Source organism: Edaphobacter modestus, assembly GCF_004217555.1.
GTDB classification, from domain to species: Bacteria; Acidobacteriota; Terriglobia; order Terriglobales; family Acidobacteriaceae; genus Edaphobacter; species Edaphobacter modestus.
In genome coordinates this window covers 3,869,977-3,892,688 of record NZ_SHKW01000001.1, presented here as the reverse complement: position 1 = coordinate 3,892,688, position 22,712 = coordinate 3,869,977, and the positions used below count along the sequence as shown (strand labels likewise).

The 22,712-nt window shown below is 58.3% G+C and carries 20 protein-coding genes; 10 read left to right on the top strand and 10 right to left on the bottom strand.

The window, feature by feature from the left end; translation table 11 throughout:
• Positions 1–87 precede the first annotated feature (87 nt).
• From BDD14_RS16575 to BDD14_RS16560, 4 genes are read right to left on the bottom strand one after another with little or no spacing between them, the layout of a single operon-like run.
• Positions 88–1,143: a HEAT repeat domain-containing protein gene (locus BDD14_RS16575; protein ID WP_130419767.1), complete on the bottom strand. Its 1,056-nt coding sequence runs from the start codon at positions 1,141–1,143 to the stop codon at positions 88–90.
• Positions 1,144–1,171: 28 nt separating this feature from the next.
• The gene (locus BDD14_RS16570) at positions 1,172–2,419 is read right to left on the bottom strand and encodes a HEAT repeat domain-containing protein (protein WP_130419766.1); all 1,248 of its coding nucleotides are present in this window, start codon (positions 2,417–2,419) and stop codon (positions 1,172–1,174) included.
• Complete coding sequence (locus BDD14_RS16565) at positions 2,416–3,207, bottom strand: hypothetical protein (protein ID WP_130419765.1); 792 nt, start codon at positions 3,205–3,207, stop codon at positions 2,416–2,418. The genes BDD14_RS16570 and BDD14_RS16565 overlap by 4 nt, the downstream gene beginning before the upstream one ends.
• On the bottom strand, positions 3,204–3,776 hold the full coding sequence (locus BDD14_RS16560; RefSeq protein WP_130419764.1) for an RNA polymerase sigma factor: 573 nt from the start codon (positions 3,774–3,776) through the stop codon (positions 3,204–3,206). The genes BDD14_RS16565 and BDD14_RS16560 overlap by 4 nt, the downstream gene beginning before the upstream one ends.
• Before the next feature lie 144 nt (positions 3,777–3,920).
• On the opposite strand from BDD14_RS16560, the gene BDD14_RS32445 reads away from it, so the two are divergent.
• From BDD14_RS32445 to BDD14_RS16550, 3 genes are all read left to right on the top strand, one after another.
• A complete protein-coding gene (locus tag BDD14_RS32445) occupies positions 3,921–4,046 on the top strand; it encodes a translocated intimin receptor Tir (RefSeq protein WP_207231758.1) in 126 nt (41 codons plus the stop codon).
• 14 nt (positions 4,047–4,060) lie between these two features.
• The gene (locus tag BDD14_RS16555; protein ID WP_130419763.1) at positions 4,061–5,350 is read left to right on the top strand and encodes an EamA family transporter; all 1,290 of its coding nucleotides are present in this window, start codon (positions 4,061–4,063) and stop codon (positions 5,348–5,350) included.
• A gap of 66 nt (positions 5,351–5,416) precedes the next feature.
• A complete protein-coding gene (locus BDD14_RS16550; protein WP_130419762.1) occupies positions 5,417–6,427 on the top strand; it encodes a LacI family DNA-binding transcriptional regulator in 1,011 nt (336 codons plus the stop codon).
• A gap of 270 nt (positions 6,428–6,697) precedes the next feature.
• On the opposite strand, the gene BDD14_RS16545 is transcribed toward BDD14_RS16550, so the two are convergent.
• From BDD14_RS16545 to BDD14_RS16535, 3 genes are all read right to left on the bottom strand, one after another.
• The gene (locus BDD14_RS16545; protein WP_130419761.1) at positions 6,698–7,003 is read right to left on the bottom strand and encodes a hypothetical protein; all 306 of its coding nucleotides are present in this window, start codon (positions 7,001–7,003) and stop codon (positions 6,698–6,700) included.
• Between the two features lie 13 nt (positions 7,004–7,016).
• A complete protein-coding gene (locus BDD14_RS16540) occupies positions 7,017–7,364 on the bottom strand; it encodes a hypothetical protein (RefSeq protein ID WP_130419760.1) in 348 nt (115 codons plus the stop codon).
• Between the two features lie 134 nt (positions 7,365–7,498).
• Positions 7,499–8,050, bottom strand: a complete 552-nt coding sequence (locus BDD14_RS16535; protein ID WP_130419759.1) for a DinB family protein — start codon at positions 8,048–8,050, stop codon at positions 7,499–7,501.
• A 248-nt stretch (positions 8,051–8,298) separates the two neighbouring features.
• On the opposite strand from BDD14_RS16535, the gene bla reads away from it, so the two are divergent.
• The 4 genes from bla (at position 8,299) to BDD14_RS16515 (ending at position 15,367) form a co-directional block, all read left to right on the top strand.
• Positions 8,299–9,183 (top strand): subclass B3 metallo-beta-lactamase, encoded by an 885-nt coding sequence (gene bla / locus BDD14_RS16530; protein WP_130423245.1) that lies wholly within the window; start codon positions 8,299–8,301, stop codon positions 9,181–9,183.
• 113 nt (positions 9,184–9,296) lie between these two features.
• Entirely contained in the window at positions 9,297–10,157 is an 861-nt protein-coding gene (locus BDD14_RS16525; RefSeq protein ID WP_242618009.1) for an inositol oxygenase, read from the top strand.
• A 575-nt stretch (positions 10,158–10,732) separates the two neighbouring features.
• A complete protein-coding gene (locus tag BDD14_RS16520) occupies positions 10,733–14,113 on the top strand; it encodes a TonB-dependent receptor (protein ID WP_130419758.1) in 3,381 nt (1,126 codons plus the stop codon).
• A 93-nt stretch (positions 14,114–14,206) separates the two neighbouring features.
• Positions 14,207–15,367: a phosphatidylinositol-specific phospholipase C1-like protein gene (locus BDD14_RS16515; protein WP_130419757.1), complete on the top strand. Its 1,161-nt coding sequence runs from the start codon at positions 14,207–14,209 to the stop codon at positions 15,365–15,367.
• Positions 15,368–15,444: 77 nt separating this feature from the next.
• Here the strand turns inward: BDD14_RS16515 and BDD14_RS16510 are convergent, their stop codons facing one another.
• The 3 genes from BDD14_RS16510 to BDD14_RS16500 form a co-directional block, all read right to left on the bottom strand.
• Positions 15,445–16,194, bottom strand: coding sequence for a LytR/AlgR family response regulator transcription factor (locus tag BDD14_RS16510; protein WP_242618251.1), 750 nt, complete (start codon positions 16,192–16,194; stop codon positions 15,445–15,447).
• Complete coding sequence (locus tag BDD14_RS16505; protein ID WP_130419755.1) at positions 16,194–17,354, bottom strand: sensor histidine kinase; 1,161 nt, start codon at positions 17,352–17,354, stop codon at positions 16,194–16,196. Before BDD14_RS16505 ends, BDD14_RS16510 begins: the two co-directional genes overlap by 1 nt.
• Positions 17,355–17,835: 481 nt before the next feature.
• Positions 17,836–18,978 carry a cellulase family glycosylhydrolase gene (locus BDD14_RS16500; RefSeq protein WP_242618008.1) on the bottom strand — a complete coding sequence of 381 codons (1,143 nt, stop codon included), beginning with the start codon at positions 18,976–18,978 and terminating at the stop codon, positions 17,836–17,838.
• A gap of 291 nt (positions 18,979–19,269) precedes the next feature.
• Between BDD14_RS16500 and BDD14_RS16495 the strand changes: the two genes are divergently transcribed.
• The 3 genes from BDD14_RS16495 to BDD14_RS16485 all read left to right on the top strand — a co-directional run bounded on the left by BDD14_RS16495 (position 19,270) and on the right by BDD14_RS16485 (position 22,703).
• Positions 19,270–20,328 carry a ComEC/Rec2 family competence protein gene (locus tag BDD14_RS16495; RefSeq protein WP_130419754.1) on the top strand — a complete coding sequence of 353 codons (1,059 nt, stop codon included), beginning with the start codon at positions 19,270–19,272 and terminating at the stop codon, positions 20,326–20,328.
• 88 nt (positions 20,329–20,416) lie between these two features.
• The gene (locus BDD14_RS16490; protein WP_130419753.1) at positions 20,417–21,277 is read left to right on the top strand and encodes an IclR family transcriptional regulator; all 861 of its coding nucleotides are present in this window, start codon (positions 20,417–20,419) and stop codon (positions 21,275–21,277) included.
• A gap of 166 nt (positions 21,278–21,443) precedes the next feature.
• Complete coding sequence (locus tag BDD14_RS16485) at positions 21,444–22,703, top strand: HlyD family secretion protein (protein WP_130419752.1); 1,260 nt, start codon at positions 21,444–21,446, stop codon at positions 22,701–22,703.
• The last annotated feature ends 9 nt before the right edge of the window (positions 22,704–22,712 follow it).

The window sequence follows — 22,712 nt, the reverse complement described above, 5'->3', positions numbered from 1 at the left end:
AGCGGCAAGCCTGAACAGTGGGAGTCTAACGCACTTTCGCCCTCCGCGTGGGAGGGCGAGGGCAAGTGCTTGCGGATCTGGTCGGATTTATTGCTTGAGAACGGATTCGAGATAGGAAAGTGCGCGCGGATCGCCGGACTGGCCGAGCCAGAAGAAGGCGTCCTTACGAACCGCTGGGTTTGTGTTCGTCTGAGCGACATGAATGAGCTGCGGAATGCCTTCGTCTTTGGGGAGCTGGCTGAGCGCGAACACCGCTTTCTTCTTGACCTGCTGGTCGGGGTCGTTCTCGATAGCATTGGTAAGAGCCGCGCCTGCCTTCTTTCCCGCCTTCTGGGCGAGCCAGAAGATTGCCTGACTGCGGACGCCGGGATTGGTGTCGGACTTTGCAAGTGCCAGCAGATCGTCCGTTGCTGCAGGATCGTGATTGATGGAGAGATCAAATGCGAGCTTCTCACGAAGCTTTGGGTCCTGCTCGCTGCGAACGAGCTTTTCGAGAGCAAGCAGGCCTTCGTGGCCACGCTCGGCTCCAAGCCAGAATGCGGCCTTCTCGCGCAGACGGGTGGAGCTTGGCGGGCTCGCGAGTGTCGCAAGTTCGGTGGTTGCGACAGGAGTTGCATGTTGCGCCAGAGTAGCCAGCGCGCCCTCACCGACGCGATTCTCCGTCGTGGACTGGCCGGCGAGCTGAGCGAGGAAGTGGACGCTGTCCTCCGGTTGTACGCCCGTGAGCCAGGTGAAGGGGACGCCGCCGGCATTCATCCGACAACCTACGTTCGTGGACCGCACTTTGTTTACAGAACCGTGATCGAGACGAAGCAGAACATACATCCTGCCCGGCTCGGTCTTCTGAGCGGTGTCGGTCACATTGTCTCGCGAACCCTCGAGCTGAACTTCACCGCAGCATCCATCGTCAGACGATGATCCGTATGAATCGCCGCATGAAGATGAATGGTTTCGTGGAAGAGCTGGCACTTCATATCCAATCCATAGCTGCTGGTTGGAGTGCTGAAATCGCGTCACCGTCGCGGACAGTCCTGGGCCTACCGGCTCAGTGTTCAGCTGCGTGTTGGAGATGCGCGGCTGCTGACCCGAGAAGGCGACGGCAGACGCACTGAGGACGAGAGCAATAGCGAGATGGCTATTCACGGGACGTACCCTCCTTTTGGGGACGTTGCTACTTGTTGAGGATCTCCATCATGTAGTCGGTGGCTTCCTTGTTGTGCATGATGCTCAGCTTGGAGACGATTGCCTGTTTGAGCTCGGGGTTCTTCTCAGCACGAGCGAGAGCGATGAGATCGTGCGCGTCGCCGGAGAGAAAGAGTCCTTCGACGGCAGCCCTCTTCGATTCCGAATCGGGGCTGCTCTGATAAGTTGCCACCAGCGTCGGGGCTACGGCTGGGCCACCAGTCACTCCGAGATTGCGGATGGCCTTACGGCGAAGTTCGGGATCCTGCTCGGTCTTCACGATCTCACTGAGCGTCTCGACGCCTCTCGGCCCCGAAGCCACCAGCGCCCCGATGATCGCGGACTTGATCTGTGTATCTTTCGTGTCGTGGTAGAGCTGCGACAGCGCTGAGACGGCGGCCATGGCTCCAAGGGTCTGGACTGCGGTCTTCGAGAGCACGGGGTTCTGTTCGCTGCGTGCCGCCTCGACCAGCTTGTCCGGTGAGCCGGCGACCAGGTACGACTGAAGAATGGCGCGCTTTACGGCTTCGTCTGCCGTGTGTTGATAGACATCCGCAAGCGTTGCAGCCGACTGCTTGCCTTTGATAGCGGCGTACATACGAACCGCCCGAATCTGCAGCGCAGGATTCGACTGGCCACGCGCAATCTGTCCGATCAGGTTTTGAGCCTCAGGCGAGTTGCTGTTCGCCAACACGAAGAGAGCACGTTCCTTGAGCTTCTCCGAGCCATTGCCGTTGAGGATCTGCTGAATGGCCGGCATGGCCCGAGCTTCATCCTGCTGCATCAGAGCGTTGAGTGCCAGCAATTTCAATTCGTCATCGCCCGTCGACTGCGGCGAGACCGGCTGTCCGCTCCGGCCACGAATCTCGATGCGAAGCGCGTCGCACTCCGAGGTCCAGCGGCTCTGCGGGTAAGTATGGCCGAGGTCGGCGCAGGTCTCGAGCGCACGGCCCTGCTGGCCTTCCTTGTTTTGCGCATAGGCCTTCCAGTAGAGCGCAGCGTCAGAGCGGTCTCCGTGCTGAGCAGCTATCTTTGCGAAGATTGCCTCGGCGTCGGACCATCGGCCCTCGTTGATGGCGCGCGTGCCGTCGGCGTAGGGATTATTGCCACGATCGTCGGCAGGCATCTCGATGAGAGGATTGGCCTCTGCGAAGACGACCGGCTCCAGGCAGATTGCTGCGGGTGCAAAAAGTGTGGACGCCAGAAGTGCGACCGGGAAGATAAGTTTAGCGTTCATAAGATGGAGACCCCTTTCCCTGCTGCCGCGGTGTTCCCCTTCTGATCGACATCCTCCTGCACCCGGGAGCGGAGAACGCGAACTTCGAAGAGGAGGCCGTCGGTATTCATCTCTTTCTGTAGTTCATCGAGCTTTGCCTGCGAGAGACCGGCAGGCTCGTTCGAAACTTCAATCAGCACGCGCTCCAGGTGATCGAGCGCAGAGGAGAGCGCAGGATCGCCTGCCTGCTTCACGCTCTCGCGGTAGAGGCGATTCGCCGAGAGCAGGTCACGCGCTTCGGCCCGCAGAGGAGATTCCGTGGACGGCCCGGCGTGTTTTAGTTCCACAAGCAGGCGTTCGGAGCGGTCGAGGTGGTCGCTGAGAACTACGAGCACCACGCGCTGTCGCCCTTGATCGCCGCTTCCGTTGTTGGCTATGGGAGACGGTCCGTTGCGGTGCTCCCATTGCCGCCCCGCAAAGAATGCCGCAGCGATGAGCACACAAGCGGCGGCAACGGCAAGACCGCTGCTCCAGGAATTAAGCATGGGATGAAGCGCGAACCAACTGTGTCTCTTTCGCGGAGCCTCATAGACAGGCACGGAGCTCCGTATGGACTGCCATACCTGTGCTCCGTAATCGGCATCACGGATTGGAGTTGGAGAAGGCGCGATGGCCGAGAGATCGTTTGTAAGTGCGGCGTATTCCTTTGCGCAGTCCCTGCATTCGCGCAGGTGCGTGTCGATAGCGGCGGCCGCTTCGGATTCGCCGTAGTAGTAGTTGATGAGCTGTTCTTCGTTCAAGTGCTTCATGGGTTCACCCGGAGTGGAGCGAGGCTGCGGCGCAGCTTCTGTACAGCGCGAAAGACGGCCTGCTTTGCGGCGTTAGGAGCGATCTCGAGCGCAGTGGCGATCTCAGTAGTAGTGCGATCTTCCACGTGGCGGAGGATGAAGGCGGTCCGTTCGGTCGCGGTGAGATTTCGCATCGCGGCAGCCTGAAGAGACTCGATCTCGCGGCTGAGCAAGGTGCGCTCAGGACCGGCGGAGGTGTCGGCGACCTGCACCTGCTGTTGCGAGGGGTCGGTCTCTTCACCGATCTGGTACGTTGCTTCGACTTTGTGTTTGTTGATCATATTGAGTGCGCAATTTACGGCGATGCGGTAGATCCAGGTTCCAAATTCCGATCGTGACTCGAAGCTCTGAAGCCGCTGATAGCCGCGAAGGAAAGCCTCCTGCACGACCTCGTCGGCGTCCGCCTCGTCGCCGGTAATACGGAAGGCGACGCGGAAGACGTTTTGACTATGGCGAGCGACGAGCCTGCCATAAGCGTCTTTGTCTCCGGCCAGTACCTCCCGGACGATCGCGTGGTCGTTGACTTCCATTCAGCGCATTAGACAAGGAAATATGGCTGCGGTTATGAGGATTTTTTGTGGGATGCTGGGAGCAGGAGAAACCATTCTTTCGGTTGACAGCGCCAGCAACGGTCTATAGGGTTTAGCCCGGAGTTACCGCTTACGGATAAGAGCATGAAAACAATAGACGATCGCACCGGTTTGGCTCGTGCAACGAAGACTATCCTTACCGATAGCCACTTTCTGGTACCGTTTTTCGTTCTGCTGGCAGGCGTGGTGCTGCTGGTAGTCCTGCATTGAGATGAGGAGAGCTGGTGGCAAACGTGGTTGAGAAGGCAAAGCAGCATGGCCTGTCGCTGCACGGGCTGGGCGTTATCTGCGGATTGACCGCCGGTGTCTGGCTGGGGGCGGCCGAGGCGCCTACGAAGCTGGTGAACACGGGGCTCTCCCCGTTTGCCGTCTCCCTATGCATGGTCGCGGGAGTCTTCACGGCGCGGTGGACCTTTCCTACGCTTTTGAAGGGCACCGGATACGTCTTCACCGACCTGATGGAAAAGAAGCACCTGATTGTGTGGGCGTTGCTGGCCGGAGCCTTGTGGGCGGTAGCGAACACCCTGACCGTCTTCGCGATCCGCGACGTCGGGCTGGCGGTCGCTTTTCCTTTGTGGAATGCAAACTCTCTGATCGGGCTCTTCTGGGGACGCGTGCTGTTCAAAGAGCTCGAAGGGGCGAACGCAGGTAACATCAGCAAGGTGGTACTGGGAAGCGTGGCCATTGTCATCGCTGCGGTGATGCTGGGGTTCAGCACGATCCACGGTCAGACGGCTGCGGGACAGCACGCCGTACGGGGCATCCTGGCGGCTGCAGGCGCGAGCCTGATGTGGGGGACGATGTATGTTCCCTACCGCAAGGCATACATCAGCGGGATGAACCCGCTCTCGTTCGTCACAGCGTTTACCGTCGGTGAGCTGGGCACAGTGCTGGGCCTGACGCTCGCTCTGGACGGCGGCCTGCACTCGCCTGCATTCGCCTTGCTCCACCAGCCAGGGCTGGTTTTCTGGCTATTTCTGGGCGGGTTTGTGTGGGTGATCGGCGATCTGTTCCAGCAGTTCGCCGCGAAGTATCTGGGGATCGGACGTGGCATTCCTCTGTCGAACACGAACCAGCTGTGGGGGCTGGCGTGGGGCGCGCTGGTCTTCGGCGAACTTGCCGGGGCAGATACGCGCCATCGTCTGCTGGTCATCGCCGGATCGTTGATCATGATCCTGGGCGCGCTGGCGATTGGGACGGCTGTGGCTTCAGCACGAGAGCACACCTCGAACAACGAGGCGGTGTTACGGGAGTGCGAGCGCTATGGGCTGGACTACAACCGCACGCTGGCGGCACAGGCCGGGGACGAGTTTGGCGGCCGCGATGAGCGACGGCGCTGGTGGGACTACGCGATTGTAGCGGCGGCGACCGGCGTCTTCCTGTGGCTGGGCGCGCAGGCGGTTGTTCCTCCGCTGGAGATGGATATGCGGTGGGTCGCCGGGCTCGGCGTGGTTCTTGTCGTCAGCCTTGTAGCGGGCGGCTGGAGCCTGTGGCGCAGAACAAGGTTTTGTTAAAGAAGAGCGCTTTTCGCCAGGGAGATTGTCTCCGATCTGGTGAGGCGCTGTAGGATGATGCTTGCTATGGCAGTAAGGCTGAAAGATATTGCACGGGATCTTGGGGTCTCTGTTGTTACCGTCTCGAAGGTGTTGCGAGGGAACAGCGACATCGGCGAGGAGACTCGCAAGCGCGTTCTGAAGCGCATGAAGGAGCTGAATTATCAGCCCAACATGCTGGCGCGCGGTCTGGCGAGCGGAAAGACCTACACGGTGGGGCTGGTGGTCCCTGACCTGGTGCATCCGTTCTTCGCGGAGTTCGCGAAATCACTGAGCGGCGTGCTGCGAAAGAGCCATCGCGCCGTGATTCTGGCCTCCTCGGAGGAAGATCCGGAGATCGAGCGGCAGGAGATTCGCACGCTGCTGCGCCGCGGTATCGACGTTCTGCTGATCGCCTCGTGCCAGCCGAACCTGCGCAACTTCTATGAGCTGGGTGACGAGCGAACACCGTACCTGCTCTTCGATCGCAACTTCCCTCACCTGGCGGCGCACTTTGTCGGGTCGAACGACCTGATGGTGGGCGAGATGGCGACGAATCATCTCATCGGGATCGGGCGCAAACGGATCGGACATATCGCAGGCAGGAACACCAGCCCTTCGTACGACCGTCTGCGAGGTTTTCGCGACGCGATGGCCGAGCATCGGCTGCCGGTTCCTGAGGATTATGTGGTCGTATGCGATCACATGGAGGAACGAGGCGACAAGACGGGCTACGAAGCTATGCAGAAACTGCTGGCTCTGAAGGAGCGGCCAGACGCGGTCTTCTGCTACAACGACATGACGGCGATCGGTGCGATCGCGGCGACGACTGCTGCGGGGCTGCGGGTTCCTGAGGATATCGCCATCATCGGGTGCGGCAATATGCCTTACAACGATTACCTCAAGGTTCCGCTCAGCTCGATCGACCACGGCACGGCGGAGCTGGGGCGCATCGCCGGCGAACTGGCTCTCGAACTAACCAGCCATCCGGAACAGCCTCCGAAGAATATCCTGGTTCCGCCGACGCTGGTGGTGCGGGCGTCTACGCTGCCAAGGTAGGCCCCTCCCCCCAATATCGCGCAAAATATTCTATCCATTGGTGTTAGCCTGGGACCTCTCTTCACGCAGCGTTGATTTCCCGACTAGCACCACCTCCCGGAAGAGGCAATACCGTATCTCTCGATCCTGCTGTACTGACTTAATTTTAGCGAACGGCACGTAACTGATCGGCAACGCACATGTTGCTGATTTGGTTAGCGTTACAGGAAGATACCCCTTGACAGGCTTCTGCCTGGAGGCCAAGAGGTTCTACGGTTCGATCCGAGCGGGTCAGCTGGACTTGCCGGCGGCGTAACCGGGTTTGGCGGAGACGCCGAACCCAAAGCTGACGCCTGATTCTCCGGCGGAGACAGCAACCAGGGCCTTGCGATGGGGATCGACCTTGTACTGCTTCCCCGGTTCTACCGTGCCTGCAGGCACAGCGATCACGGCAATGTGTTCCGGTTCGACCTTCGCATGGTATTGCCTGGCGTGCTGGTGTGCGCTCTGAGCGACCTTTGCAAGGTCGTCGGCACCATGATGCGCGCTGAGTATCCGTCCGGAGCGGGTATCGAAAGCTATGTGTGTGGTCGCCATCTGTCGGTATCTCCTATCTGAAAATATTGACCTGTGCTATCGCCGCGACACGATCTCCCACGAGGACGAAGTGAATTCTGGCGCAGTTATCGAGACCGATTGCATTCTGCGCAAATCCCTGGCCCTGGATGGGAGTCGACTCGGTTCCATCCGCAAGGTACACAGTCCAGGAGTCGATGAAGGCGGTGGCGGCGAAGGTCGGGTCGTTGGGATTATTCCCGGAGAAGAGAGTATTGATCTCTGAGAGAGAGATGTTGGCGTACAGGCTGGTACCGGGTGGGAAGGGATCGGTCGTGAAGTTGATGACGAAAAAGTCAGAGGTGACGACTGAGAGCCAGTAACCCTCTATGATGTTTGCCATTTAGGCATCCTCCTGAATCCGAGAAGCGGGGCTGGATCACTTGAACGAGGCCTGAAGGCTTAGACAGTCTGTTCTCGTGAGGGGGTGTTGTCAAGCACCGTGGCGTGGGCGACACCCCCTTCGAGATTGTGGATTTACTTCACTCCTTTTTCCGGGTTCCAGGAGCCCTGTTCCTTGCGGACGAAGATGATCTGGCCGATGTGGTAGGCGTTGTGGGTGCCGATGTGGGCGATCAGCGAGGCACCCTTGGCCAAGGTCTTGTCGTCGGCGGCCTCGACGGCCTTCTCCCAGTCGGTCATGCCCTGATTGAACTCCTTGACGAGGGCGCTCCACTGCTCGGCGTTGAAGTTGTTGAAGGTCTCGTCGTTGTTGCCGCTGAAGGTCTTTACCTTCTCGTCCTTGAACTTTGCCAGCATCTCCTTGTTCCAGAAGACGAGGTGGTAGGTGAGTTGGCCGACGGAGTGATTGCCTTTGCCATCGGTCCACCTGGCCTGCTCGGCGGTGAGGCCTTCGACCGCGATGTTGCCGGGGACGAACCAGTCCTTGACGTCGTGCGTTGTGTGAAGCTGCTCGAGAAGAACGCCTTTGAGGGTGGAGGGCGGTGGCTTGGGTGCGGGCGTTTGGGCGGAAACGGCGTGGGGGTGAAGACAGAGGGTGAGGGCAAGGATAAAGACGATTCTTTTCACGTGAGAGGGACCTCCTCGGAAGATGACCTGCCGGACCTATAGGTGAACTGCAAAACCTGTAAACGAATGTGTCTGCCAGTTTAGGAGCGCGGACTGGCACTTCGCGATGGACCCGGTGCGTTTTTACACGGAGATTGTGACGAGTGACAGGGGAACCCAGAAGAACAATGGCCTGGACCCAAGTCCACAGAGAAATCCTCCGCAAGGGGTGCCATGCTTTGCGCATGACACGATCGCCCTGCTCGCACATGCTCTCTCGGCTTCTGCTGGTTCTTTTTGTTCTGGTGTCTCTTGCCGGCGTTCGGAGCAGAGCCCAGAACAATCCGGAGTGGACGGAGCCGTTTCCGGCGCACCGGATTGCCGGAAATCTCTACTACGTGGGAAGCAAGGACCTGGCGGCCTTCCTGGTGGTGACACCGGAGGGAAACATCCTGATCAACAGCAATCTGGAGAGCTCGGTTTCACAGATCAAGGCGAGCATCGAGAAGCTGGGGTTCCGGTTCAGCGATACGAAGATTCTGCTGATCAGCCACGCGCATCTGGATCATGCAGCCGGGAGCGCCACAATCAAGCGCCTGACTGGAGCCAGGTACATGGTGATGGACGCCGATGTTCCGGTAGTGGAAGACGGCGGAAAGACGGACTTCGCGTACGGGCGCGAGAAGGGTTGGAGCTATACGCCAGCCAAGGTGGACCGGGTGCTGCATGATGGCGACGAGGTAAAGCTGGGCGGCGCGGTGCTGGTGGCGCACAAGACGGCGGGCCATACCCGGGGATGCACGACGTGGACGATGAAGGTAACCGATAACGGGAAGACCTACGACGCTGTGATTATCGGCAGCCCCAATGTGAATCCGGGATACAGGCTGGCCGGCAAGCCAAGCTACCCGGGGATCGTGGCGGATTACGAACAAACCTTCAAGACTCTGAAGACATTGCACTGCGATATCTTTCTGGGCGCGCACGGAGGCTACTACGGGATGACCGCCAAGTACGCTCGCCTGAAGGGCGGCGATCGCCAGGCGTTTGTCGATCCAGCCGGATATGCGAGCTATGTTTCTGAAAGAGAAGGGGCTTTTCGTAAGGAGCTGGCCAGACAGCAGGGACAACGAGCTTCGGCCAAGGGGTTTTAGTGTCTGCCGGTCTGTGGCTGAAAATTCACACAAAATCGAGTTTTTAACTTGCCATTCGTCGGACGGGCGTCCTATAGTTACCGCTAACTTGAAGGTAGTGCCTGGAGGATACGATGGCCGCGACAACAATTGCACAGAATGCCCCGCTGAAGGATATGGACGAGTGGGATGACTTTCTTACGGGCCGCTATCAGGAAGGCAAGAGCGAAGAGGAGTTCCGGCAGTACGACGAGAAAGCTACTCCGGGCGTCGCGGAGTTCTACCGGCTGAACCATCAATACCAGAGCTTCGATTATGTGATGGCCAAGGAAAAGGAGTACTTCGGCCTGAACAAGGGCGATAAGACGATCTGGGAGGCGGCGGAGTTTCTAAATACGCTGGTGGATGACAGCGACCCGGATACGGATCTGACCCAGATCGAGCACCTGCTGCAGACGTCGGAGGCCATTCGCGCGGATGGGCACCCGCGCTGGTTTGTGCTGACGGGGTTCATCCACGACCTGGGCAAGGTGCTTTGCCTGTACGGCGAGCCGCAGTGGGGCGTGGTGGGAGATACCTTCCCTGTGGGATGCGCCTACTCGGACCAGATCGTGTTTCCGGAGTACTTCAAGGCGAACCCGGATATCAACCATCCGGTCTACAGCACGAAGTATGGGATCTACGAGCCGAATTGCGGGCTGGACAAGGTGCACATGTCGTTTGGGCATGACGGCTACATCTACGAGGTGATGAAGAAGTACATGCCCGAGGAGTCGCTGTACATGCTGCGGTATCACTCGTTCTATGCGGCGCACAAGCATGGAGCGTACCGGCACCTGATGAACGACCACGACGTGAAGATGTTTGCGTGGGTCAACAAGTTCAACCCGTATGACCTGTATTCGAAGGGCCATACGAAGCCAAACCTAAAAGAGTTGAAGCCTTACTACGACGATCTGTTTGCGGAGTTTTTTCCGGAGAAGATCGCCTGGTAAGGACAGTGCCCTAATCGTTGTCCGAGAAGGTGTTAAAGCCCTGAGGTCCGAAAAGGCCTCGGGGCTTTTTCTGCCTTGCGTCGATCACTTTGTGACGAGAGTTACCGCTTATTTATCAGGTTTTTACATGTCTTCGGCATGATGTATTGCATACGCCTATTTTCCTGAGCACGCGTGATTCCTGAGAGGGAGCGCGTTTTCGCTAACCATAGCCGCACATCAACCAGTAACTTCAGTGTTTTCTGTTTATTGGAGTGGCGGGATCGAGTTCTTACGTTATCGGTACCGCTGATGCATTTCGATTGACAGCACCAAAGCGCAGTAAGTAGTTTTTTTGCCGGTCCGAAAAGACAGGAATCGCACTCTTTGCGGAAGCAGAGAACAGGATACGTTGACGATCGGCAAGAGAAGAACTAACGGGGCGAACAGACGATGCAAGAGAGGTACATTTCATGAAGAACCTACCAGAGTATGCACACGCTGCTTTAAAGAGGCGTCGATTATCTCCCAGACGTTGTGAAGAAATAGCTAATGAAGGATCGATTGGCGCAAGAGTAAGAGGTTGGATTTCGCTGATGGCGGCCGTTCTGTTGATCCTGAGCGTCAGCCCTGCGTGGGCGCAGTTTGAATCGGCCGCGGTGCTGGGCTATGTCCATGACGCCTCGGGCGCGGCGCTCACGAACAGCACGGTGACTCTGACCAATACATTGACCGGAATTTCCCAGGCGAAGACGACGGATTCGGAGGGCAAGTACGAGTTTTCCAGCGTGCAGATCGGCAACTACCAGATTACGGCTGAAGCGGCTGGCTTCAGCACGGGACGCACGGAGACCTTCGCGGTGCAGACCAACGCCCGTCAGCGTGTAGATCTCTCGCTGAAGGCAGGCTCGGTCGCAGAGGAGGTCACTGTGACCTCGGCGGCGCAGCTGCTGGATACAGAGACGAGCTCGCACTCGACCGTGATCGGAACACGACAGGTTGAAGATCTTCCGCTGAATGGCCGCTCGTATGCGGACCTGGTGCTGCTGGTTCCGGGCGCGCGCAAGTCGGCGCTCGAGAACAGCACGACATCCAGCCGTGAAGGTTCGTTCAACATTAACGGCCAGCGCTCGGCCTTCAACAACTACATGCTGGACGGCCTGGACAACAACAACTACGGCACGTCGAACCAGGGCTTTGCGAACGAGAATATTCCTCCTTCGCCGGACGCGGTCAGCGAGTTCCGGGTGGAGACGAACAACTACTCGGCTGAGTATGGACGCGTCCCGGGAGCGGTGATCAACGTGTCGGTGCGTCGCGGAACGAACCAGTTCCACGGGCGCGCATGGAACTACGACCGCAATACGATGTTCAATGCGATCGGGCCGTTTCTGGCTCCCGGTGCAACGAAGCCGAAGTTTATCCAGAACCAGTTCGGCGGAACGTTCGGCGGGCCGATCTGGAAGGATCATACCTTCTTCTTCGCGGACTATGAGGGTCTCCGCCGTATCTTCAACAATGCCGCGACCGGATCGACGCTTCCGACGACAGCGCAACGCGCTGGCAGGTTCTTCGTGAATGGCGACCCGTCGCAGCCGATTCAGGTTACGAATCCTGTTACAGGCGTCACCTACAATGGCGTCGTTCCCACCTCGGCGATGACCCCGTTCGCACAAGCGGTACTGGGGGCGCTTCCTCAGCCCAACACGGGACTTGCCGATAACAACCCTGGCGCGTACTCCAACAACTACGTCATCTCTCCGCGCGGAACGATCAACGACGACAAGGGCGATGGGCGCGTGGATCACACCTTCAATGACCACTGGACCATCTTTGGACGGTACAGCGAGCATCGTCAGGCTCTGTTTGATCCTCCGGGAATTCCGGGACCCGCGGGCGGCAACTCCAACGGCAATGTGAATATTCAGAACCGCAACATCGCTGGCGGTACGACGTGGACGATCTCAGCCAACAAGCTGCTCGACATTCGCTTTGGATGGTCGCGCAACCTGGGCGGCAAGTTCCCGATCGGACAGGGTCAGCCCTCGCTGCTGGTGGCGAACGGCATCACGGACGGCCTTCCGACCGATCCGCTGGTAGTGCGCACGCTGAATGCGCAGTCGGTGACGGGCTACTCGCAGTTTGGAGCGCAGTCGTCGAACCCGCAGTTCCAGAACCCGACGATCTATAACCCGAAGGCGAACTTCACGTGGATCAAGAGCAAGCACTCGATGAAGTTCGGCTACGAGTGGCAGGCTGTGAACACCGAGTTGAATGACTTCAACCCGAGCTACGGTCAGGATAACTACGCCGGACAGTTCGCGCGTGGTTCGTTCACGGCGCCAACCTCCCAGGTCACACAGATCCAGCAGGCCAACAATCTTGCTGACTTCATGTTCGGCAACCGCTCCTCGTACTCGCTGACGACGTATGCGATTGTGCACCTGCGCCAGCGGTACAACTTCATGTACTTCCAGGATGACTTCAAGGTTTCGCCCAAGCTGACGATCAACGCCGGCCTGCGGTACGAGATCGTGACGCCGCAGTATGAGAAGGACAACCGGCTGGCCAACTTTGACCCCAACACCAACTCGCTCATCCAGGCCCGGAGCGGCGGAGTTTACAGCCGCTCGCTAGTCAACACACCTCTGAACAACTTTGCTCCGCGTTTAGGTTTTTCGTACTCTGCGACGGACAAGACCGTGCTGCGCGGCGGTTATGGAATCGTCTACAACCAGTGGAACCGGGCGGGCGGCGAGAACAACCTGACGTATAACGGTCCCAGCGTAGTCAATGCAAGCATTACGCAGGGTACTTCGGCAGCTCTGTTCCCCTCTGCCGGGAATGTTTGCGTAAACGATACCCAGGCGCAGTCCAGCTGCTTCCGCCAGACGCAGCAGGGATATGCAGCGAACCTGACGACGCCTGCATACTTCAACCCCCTGAACGTGCTGTCGCGCTATATTCCACGCAACTTCCAGACCGGCTATGTACAGCAGTACCAGGTCGGCGTTCAGCAGCAGTTGCCTTACGGTATTGTTGCGGACGTTGCGTATGTCGGAAACAAGTCGACGCATCTGCAGGTGCTGGCTGACTATAACCAGGCCACGCCTTGCGTTGCAGGTGCGGGCGTAACCTGCGGTAGCCTGCAGGCTCGGCGGCCGGTTTCAAACTTCGCCGGAATCGAGATCGCTTATGGCGCGGGCTCGGCGAACTACAACTCGTTGCAGTTCAAGCTGGAGAAGCGCGCTTCGCACGGCCTTTACCTTCTGAACTCGTTCACGTACAGCCGCTACTTCGACATCTCGTCGGGCCACCTGGAGACGTCTAACGGCGACAACTCGCGTGTGAACTACGCGAACCCGAGCCGCGACTACGGTCCGGGCGGATACGACCAGCCGCTGGCTGATACGCTCTCAATTGTGTATGACCTGCCTTATGGTCATGGACAGCGATGGGGTGGCTCGTCGGGCCGCCTGATGGATACCATCGTGGGCGGATGGCAGCTTACGCTGATCAATACGATGACAAGCGGGATGCCGGTGAATATCAACTATTCGCTGTCGTCGTCTTCACCGCTGTACGTATCCGACCTGGTGACGTATCGCCCTAACCGCGTGAACAATGCGAAGATCAGGAACCCTTCGTCAGCGCGCGTCAAGACGGCGACCTCACTGAACGGATACTTCAACGTTCAGAGCCTGCAGGCACCGACGACGTATCCGTGGGGATCGGTGACGCGCAACTCGGAGCGGTCGGATGCCTTCTACCAGGCCGACCTTGGTCTGCATAAGGCGTTCCCGCTGTGGAGCGACAGCTCGAAGTTCGACTTCCGTGCGGAGGCGTTCAACGTGCTGAATAAGGTGAACTACTACTCACCGAACAGCACCTGGGCGTTGGGAAGCACGGGCTTCGGCCAGATCACGCAGAACTTCCCAGCACGTCAACTGCAACTCGCCGCGAAGATCATCTTCTAAGCGACATTACACGCATGACTACGATCGGCGCCGTGTCTTTCCGAGCGGCGCCGTTGTTTTTTCGAAGCTAGACTTAAGCAAAGAGGAGCTGGAATGTTTCGAGGTGCAATTGGAATCGCGGCGGCAGCGGTGAGCGTTATCGCGGCCACAGGGCTGGCACAGCAGAGCGGGCAGGCGGCGCAGGACAAAGCGGTACGCCTGAACCAGATTCAGGTGATCGGGTCGCATAACAGCTATCACTCGGGATTTGCGCCGAGCGAGCGGAAGTATCTGGAGATGAAGAATCCGAAGGCACTGAGGGCTCTTGATTACAGCCATGCTCCGCTGCCGGTTCAGTTCGATGGTGGTGTGCGGCAGATCGAGATCGACGTGTTTGCGGATTCGAAGGGTGGACGATATGCGCATCTGCCGATCGATGACGCAGCGGCAAAGGCAGGGCTACCGGCCGATCCAAACTTCGATCCGGATCACGAGATGGATAAGCCCGGCTTCAAAGTGATGCATGTGCAGGGCGTCGATGAACGCAGCACATGCCACACCTTTGTTAAATGCCTCACCGTAGTGCGGACGTGGTCGAAACAGCATCCGCAGCATCTTCCGATCTTCATCCTGGTGGAGACGAAGGAGGACGGTGGAAAGCAAAGGCCGGACATGATCGCGACCGAGCCGTTCACGTCGCAGGTCTTCGACGCGCTGGATGCGGAGATCCGCTCTGTTTTTAAACCGGGAGAGTTCATTACTCCGGACGAAGTGCGCGGAAGTGCATCGACGCTGGATGCGGCAGTTCGCGCCGGTGGATGGCCTACCCTGGCGAAGGCGCGTGGACGCGTGGTCTTCCTGTTGGATCAGCGCAAGGTGGAGACGGTCTACACCGAAGGACATCCTTCGCTCAAGGGACGCGTCCTGTTCACCAACGCCGAGCCCGGCAGGCCCGATGCCGCCTTCACCGAGCAGAACGATGGAACCAAGGAGACCATCGACGGGCTGGTGAAGCAGGGCTACCTGGTCCGCACACGCACGGACGAGGGAACGGAACAGGCTCGCACAAACGATACGACGCGGCGCGATCTTGTTTTTTCGACCGGAGCGCAGATGATCAGCACGGACTATCCTCCGTCGGAGCCGTCGCAGTGGACATCGTTCGTAGTGAAGTTTCCGGATGGATTGGTGGCACGATGCAATCCAGTGAATAAACCGGCGGCATGTGTGGATAGCCTGCTGGAGCCCTCGGCGACTTCCACAGCAAAAAAGTAAGCGGTTCGAGCTTCGCTCGAATGAGCGTTGCGTTCAGAATGAAGAAGTGATGGAGAAGTGGGACAGCTGGCTGGGGCTTATCGCTCCAGCCAGTTTTTTATGCGGGACCGGTAGGTGCGGCTCATGGAAATCTTCTGACCGTTGAGCAGATGCACTCCGTATTCTCCGTCGACCTCGGGACGCACCTCTTTAACGTATTGCAGATTGACGATCGAAGAGCGATGGACCCTGAGGAAAGTATTGGGATCGAGCTTCTCTTCAAGATGCGTCATGGTCTCGCGCAGCAGATGGGTCTCGGAGTTCGTGCAGATGCGAACATAATTTTCTTCGGCTCCGATCCAGCAGATCTCCGAGACGGGGAGAAAGAGGATGCGCCCCTTGGACTTGAAGACGATGCGCGTGGTGTAGGGCGTACCGTTGGGGCTCTTCGAAGCGGCATCGGGATTCTGTTTGGCGGACCGGATGTGGTCGAGAGCCCGCTGGGTAGCGGAACGAAAGCGCTCAAGAGTGAAAGGCTTCAACAGATAGTCAACGGCGTGGATCTCGAAGGCGCGCAGAGCATAGCGATCGTAGGCGGTTGTAAAGATGATGCTGGGCATGACCGGAGCACCGGCTGCCGAAAGCTCGCCTACGACATCGAAGCCGTCCATGTCGGGCATACGAACATCAAGGAAGAGAAGATCGGGCTTGGTAGCGCGGACCAGAGAGATTGTTTCAGAAGCGGTTGCGCCTTCACCTACAACTTCGATCTCGGGAAACTCGCGTAGCAGCTGCCGGAGCTTCTGCCGTGCGAGAACTTCATCGTCTGCCAGGACTGCCTGAATCATCACGCACCATATCCTGTTGTTTGTTCTATTGGACGCTCTGAAAAGCGGAGAGGGAGCGTCATGACTACCTGCACCAGGCTGCCTTCAAGCTCGGAGATAGAGAAGGTGTGATCGACACCGTAGTGCATCCGAAGGCGGTCCTGCACATTGGCGAGGCCGACGCCGTTGCCTGTGGCCTTTTGCTTCGCGCCATTGAGACCGACGCCGGTATTCGTTACGCTGAGGCGAAGAGTCGATCCCTGACACGTGGCCTCGATGGAGAGGACGCCGTTTGAGCTAAGTCTTGAGAGACCATGCGCATAGGCATTTTCGACGATGGGCTGAAGGATCATGGTCGGAACGATTGCATCGTGCACATGCGGGTCGACACTCATCTGCTGTTGCACGCGTCCGGCATATCTTCGGTCCTGCATGGCCAAATACATCTCGATGAACTCCATCTCGTCGCTTAATGGGATGAACTGGGCTTCCCCACGATGCAGGGTTATACGTAACAGCCGACTTAGTTGTTCCAGCATTAAGTCCGCGGCGGCGACATCTGTCCGCATGAGGCTGGAGATACCGTTCATCGTGTTGAAAAGAAAGTGAGGATTGAGCTGCATGCGCAGTGCACGCATTTGTGCCTGTGCCAGTTGCGATTCTAGCTGGCAGGCGATGCGGTCCTTCTCACGGTAACTTTGGTAATAGCCCACACCACGGAAGAGAAAGAACGCGGACCAGAAGAGCACGAGGCTATCTACAAGTTCGGCATCCAGATGGAACGACAGCCGTTGCAAAAACGGCATGGGTGGTCTACCCATCGGAAGACGTGGAAAGAGAAGAACCCAGATGGTCTCTTCGAGGACGCTGGTAAGGATGCTGAGTGGGACGAAGAAAAGAAGGATGGTCTTGAGATTTGCAGTATTGATGCGGTATCTCAAGGTCCACCAAAGGATCCAGCAGAGAATGCCCCAGATGAAGTATTGCGCGCCCCACGCCTGAAGGAGCAAGGAGAGCGCCACATGCGGTTCATTCCAGAAACGGAGGCGACTGTTCCACTCCTGTAAGGCGAAAAGGAGCCCCAGCGAAGTTGCACCAGAGATGAAGATAAGGGGGTGCATCCATATGGGCTGTTGGGTTTCGTTTTTCCAACGAGTGAATGTCAGCTGCGTATTCCTCATCTTTCCGTGTGTTCGAGGTCACTGGATGACGCCCGCACACTTGTGTACCCCGCACACTTGGGTACTTAGTGAGACGCGAGAGAACAACCGTGCGAGATCGCGACTGGCGCTGAGTCCTGGCGGGAGTGATTCGAAGGAAGGTAGGCCACGGCTGCGAAGAGCAGAAGGGAGATAAGGATCTGTTGTTTCAGGAAAAGAGAGCGCATGGGGACGATTCCTCCAGACAGATTGCCCGTGCCGGCCCTGGTGACACGCAGAACAAAGAAAGTAGCTCTTTTGCTCAGGGAAGAAGGGGCCGGTCACAACATTGACGAAACAGGCGCGATTTCGTCATCCGCCAGCCGCTGAGAAGATTGCCTTCGGGAGAACACGGACGCACCTTGCACAGATTAAATGGCGGCCGATCCTGGTTTGTCATCGAGTTGTCGCCACTGGTCACAAATCTTCCCGATTTCCACGGGCGCTGAAGCAGCGACTACTGTCATGGCTGGGAGCCAGTGCCGCGCTCGGTGAGCTGCCGAATGAGGTCTACCTCTCGCTGGCGATAGGGAGTTCCATCGTGACGGAAGACCTCGTGAAACCAGATGGTGGGTTGGGAGAGGACATAAGGGTGCTGCCATGAGTCCCAGGGAAGATAGGTCTGGGTTTTGCCGGCGACGAGTCCCCAATTGATAGCTGCGACATGGAGCTGCTTCGCAAGGGGAAGGATGGTGTCGAAGGTGCTGCCGCTGCCGCGCGCCATGTATTCGGTACACAGGATGGGCCGGTGGAGGGGCTGGAGGGAGCGGACGCGAGCTTCGAACTCCTCGGGCCAACCATAGTTGTGGAAGGTGATGATGTCGCTCTCAGCCAACTGAATCTTCGTCACGGGATTTTCGCGGGCAGGATCGCTCCAGTCGCCATGCCAGACACCACTAGTGAGAGGCTGCGTGGGATGGGCAGATCGTGCCCATTGAAAGGCCTTAGGCAGAAGAGCTGCAACCAGTTCAGGCTTGTTTTTGGGCTCGTCGAAGCGATGGTCGTTGGTGTTGTCGGGCTCATTCCAGATGTCCCAGGCGAGGATGCGGTCGTCTTTCGCAAAGGCAGAGACGATGCCGACGACATATTCCCTGAGTTGAGGCTCGTAGGACGGGTCGGAGAGCTCGGCTGCGCCGGGACTCTGAACCCAGCCGGAGTTGTGGATGCCGGGGATGGGTGGATGCTGAGGGCCGAGGTGGGGATTTGATTCCCAGCAGGAGTCGAAGAGGACGAGGATGGGGCGAATGTGGTGACGGGAGGCGATGGCGAGAAAGGCGTCGAGGCGGCTGACGAAACCTTTGGGATCCTGCTTCCACAGCTGGTCCTGAAGGAAGACGCGCATGGTGTTCATGCCGATGGCTTCGGCGAGGCCCAGCTCGCGGTCGTTGATTGCGGGGTTAAAGGTCGCAGCCTGAAACATCTCGAGCTCGTTGATGGCATCGGAGGGAACGTAATTCGCGCCGACGAGCCAGGGCTGGCGGGCGTACCAGGCGTTCGCCGTTTCCTCGGTCCAGCGGGCGGAAGGGGCGACGGGCTGGGCACAAAGGGCGGGCGCGGCGAGAATAGCAAGGGCGAGAAAAATTGCTGGGATACGCATCGGCGTCATGATACTCGAAGGGTGGTAAGGGTACTTCTGGAAAAAACCCATGAAGCGTGACGGGGGCCCTTTCTTTTCTGCACCGCCAGGTCTCGACGGATCTCCTCGCGCCAGCGGAACAGAAGAAAGCACTATACGAAATGCCAAGGGAATGGAATTATCGGAGGACTGCAGGGCCGAAGAGGGTACATCGATTGCGGGATTACGCACCGTCCTGAGGCAGGGCATGATGGTAGAAGCGTGGGTTTTGAAAAATAAGAAATTATGAACCGTCTACAGAGATGGAAAGGACAGCAGCAAATGAGATGGCGGCAATGGGTGGGCGCGTTCGGCTTGGCTCTATGGCTGAGCGCAGCTAGCTGGGCACAGAGCCCCAAGGGGGTTGGGGAGAAGCTGAAGATTTATTTTGTCGATGTGGAGGGCGGTCAGTCGACCCTGTTTGTCACACCGGCAGGACAGTCGCTGCTGATCGACACAGGCTGGAGTGGCAACGACGGACGAGACGTCGAGCGGATTGCCGCAGCGATGAAGGATGCGGCAATTAAAAAGATCGACTATGTGCTGGTCACGCATTTCCATGAGGATCACGTGGGAGGAGTGGGACAGCTGCTTGAAAGGATTCCGGTAGGCGCATTTATCGACCATGGAGTCAATCGAGAAGACGACCCGGCCGCGGAGCGAGGATATGCCGCGTATGAGAAGGCAATCGCGGCAAACAAGGTGAAACGGATTCTCGCGAGACCGGGGGATGTGCTTCCTATCGTCGGGATGAAGGCGATCGTAGTGAGTGCGGATGGGAACCTCATTCCAAAACCGTTGGAGCAAGGCGAAGCACTGAATTCTTTTTGCAAGGGAGCGGAGACCAAGCCTGCGGATACGACAGAGAACGCTCGCTCCGTAGGCATACAGATTACGTTTGGCAAGCTCAAGTTGCTGGACCTGGGCGATCTGACCTGGGATAAGGAGATGGAGCTGGCATGCCCGACGAACAAGCTTGGCCGAGTGGACGTTTACATCGTGTCGCATCACGGGTGGGATCACAGCTCAAGCCCGGCGATGGTAAACGCGATCGGTGCACGGGTTGCCATTATGGATAACGGGGGGAAGAAGGGCGGATCGACATCGGTTCTGGATACGATCACCCACGCCCCGGGCCTCGAGACGCTGTGGCAGCTTCATCTTTCCGAAGAAGGTGGCGAAGAACATAATACGCATGAAGAGTACATCGCCAACCTGGAGGGACCGGAAGACGGCAACTTTCTCGAGCTAACGGGTGCAGGCGACGGTAGTTTTGACGTGTTGAATTCGCGAACCGGGCAGACCAAACACTACGCTGCACCTGCATTGCCTGCACGTTGACATAGAAATTTCGGCCCGGTTCAAGGAGCTTCGCAGGCGTGGGGTGAAATGTTCGACATGCCAGACTGCTTTTGTTACCTTGTGTGAGATGCGATCCGCTGCGCCTCGAACTGTGGCCGGAAAACCACAAGGGAAACGCTACTACCCTACACCCGCTCTCGAGAAGGGATTGGACATTCTCGAGCTGTTTGCGAGCACGCCGGAAGGAATGACGGTGAGCGAAGTGGCGCGCCGTCTGAACCGCACGATGTCGGAGATCTTTCGCATGCTGCTGTGCCTGGAGCAGCGGGGATATCTGGCACAGTCCGCCAATAAGGACCGGTACCATCTGACGCTGCGGCTCTTTCGCCTTGGCCAGGAACATCCTCCTACCAAGCGCATGGTGACCGAGGCCATGCCGGTGATGCACTGGCTGGCACATGAACTGCGGCAGTCGTGCCATCTGGGAGTACTCGATGGGGGGCACGTCGTGATCCTGGCCCAGGTCGATTCGCCGGAGTCGACGGGGTTCTACGTCAAGGTGGGGTCGAAGGTGGACCTGATGCATGCCGCGACCGGCCACGTGATTCTGGCCCACCAGACGAAGGACTCCTGTGAACGGGCGATCCAGGAGTGGGTGCGCGAGACCCAGAAGAAGAAGCCGGCGGACCTTGATGAGCACCTGGATAAGATCCGGGCCCGTGGATATGAACGGCGTGCGAGTTATGAGGTCACAGGGGTGATGAACATCAGCTTTCCTGTGCTCAATTCGCAGGGCGATGCCATCGCCGGCCTGACGGTTCCCTATGTGAAGCGAATTGAGGATACGATCGGGGTTCCTGAGATCGTCGAGGGACTGCGCAAGGCCAGCCTGCAGATCTCAGAGGCGATGGGGGCGCTGCCGGAAGGCGCGGATCAGCCAGTCGAGAGTACTCGAAAGAAGCACCCTGCTTCCAAGTCCAAAAAATAAGCCTTCATCGTGTACGGCGAGGTCTCCGACACGGAAAACACCGATGAGGTGTCCAGAAACGGACAGGCTGTTTTGTTTGTGGACAGGCAGGGAGAGCGTATCGCTCGCAAGATATTGATAACAGGGATCTAATTATGGCACGTCGCTTGCGTTTGTACATAACGCAATGGACATCCAGAGACCAGATATCAAACGGAAGAAGATTCGGCGGCAGTGGATTGCGGGTGGAGTTGGCTTGCTCGCGCTGACAGTGGCGGCGCTGTCTGTTTCGAAGCTGAAACCAGCGGCCCCTACGGTGGACCGCGCGACAGTATGGACCGATGTGGTGAAGCAAGGACCGCTGCTTCGGCAGGTTCGAGGACCGGGTTCTCTGGTTCCACGGGAAGACCGGATTCGGCTTATCCCTGCGGAGACCGAGGCGACCGTGGTGAGAATACGCGTACTTCCCGGCGCAAAGGTTGAGCCGAACACGGTATTGATGGACCTGGTCGACCCGACGGTCCAGCAGGAGCTGCTGGATGCCCAGCTGCAGTTGAAGGCAGCCCAGACCGAGCTGACGAACATCAAGGCGAAGCTCGAAAGCGACCTGATGACCCAGAAGGCCGGGGCTGCAACGGTAAGAGCGGACTATAACCAAGCGAAGCTGCAGGCTCAGACCGACAAGTCGCTGTATGACCTGGGGGTCATCAGCGGGTTGACCTACAACGCCTCGAAGGGCAAGGCGGACGAGCTGACGACGCGTGACGGCATTGAAAAGCAGCGGCTGGTCGTCAATGAGAAGGCGATCGAGACCCAGGTCGCGGTGCAGGAGACGAAGGTAGCCCAGTCGCAGGCGATGCTGGCGTTGAAACAGAGGCAGCAGGATGCTTTGAACGTGAAGGCGGGCATCAGCGGTGTGCTGTCGGACCTGCCGCACCAGGTGGGAGAGCATGTAGCTCCTGGAACGACTCTGGCGAAGGTCATTCAGCTGGACCAACTGAAGGCCAGCCTGAAGATTGCCGAGACGCAGGCGCGGGATATCCAGATAGGTCAGCCTTCGGAGGTGGATACGCACAATGGCGTCATCGAAGGCAAGGTGATGCGCATCGATCCAGCAGTTGTGAACGGAACTGTGACTGTGGACGTAGAACTACAAGGCGCATTGCCACTAGGCGCTCGACCTGACCTGAGCGTGGACGGGACGATCGACCTGGATCGCATGGCAAACGTGCTGTACGTGGGCAGACCGGCGTTTGGAAATGAGAACAGCACGATCAGCCTGTTCAAGCTGAGTCCGGATGGAAAGACGGCGGTACGGGTTCCAGTGAAGGTTGGAAAGGCCTCGGTCAATGCGATCCAGGTGATCGAGGGCCTGCAGAACGGAAACACGGTGATTTTGTCGGACATGAGCCGCTGGGACAGCACGGACAGGATTCGCCTGGAGTAGGACAGGGAC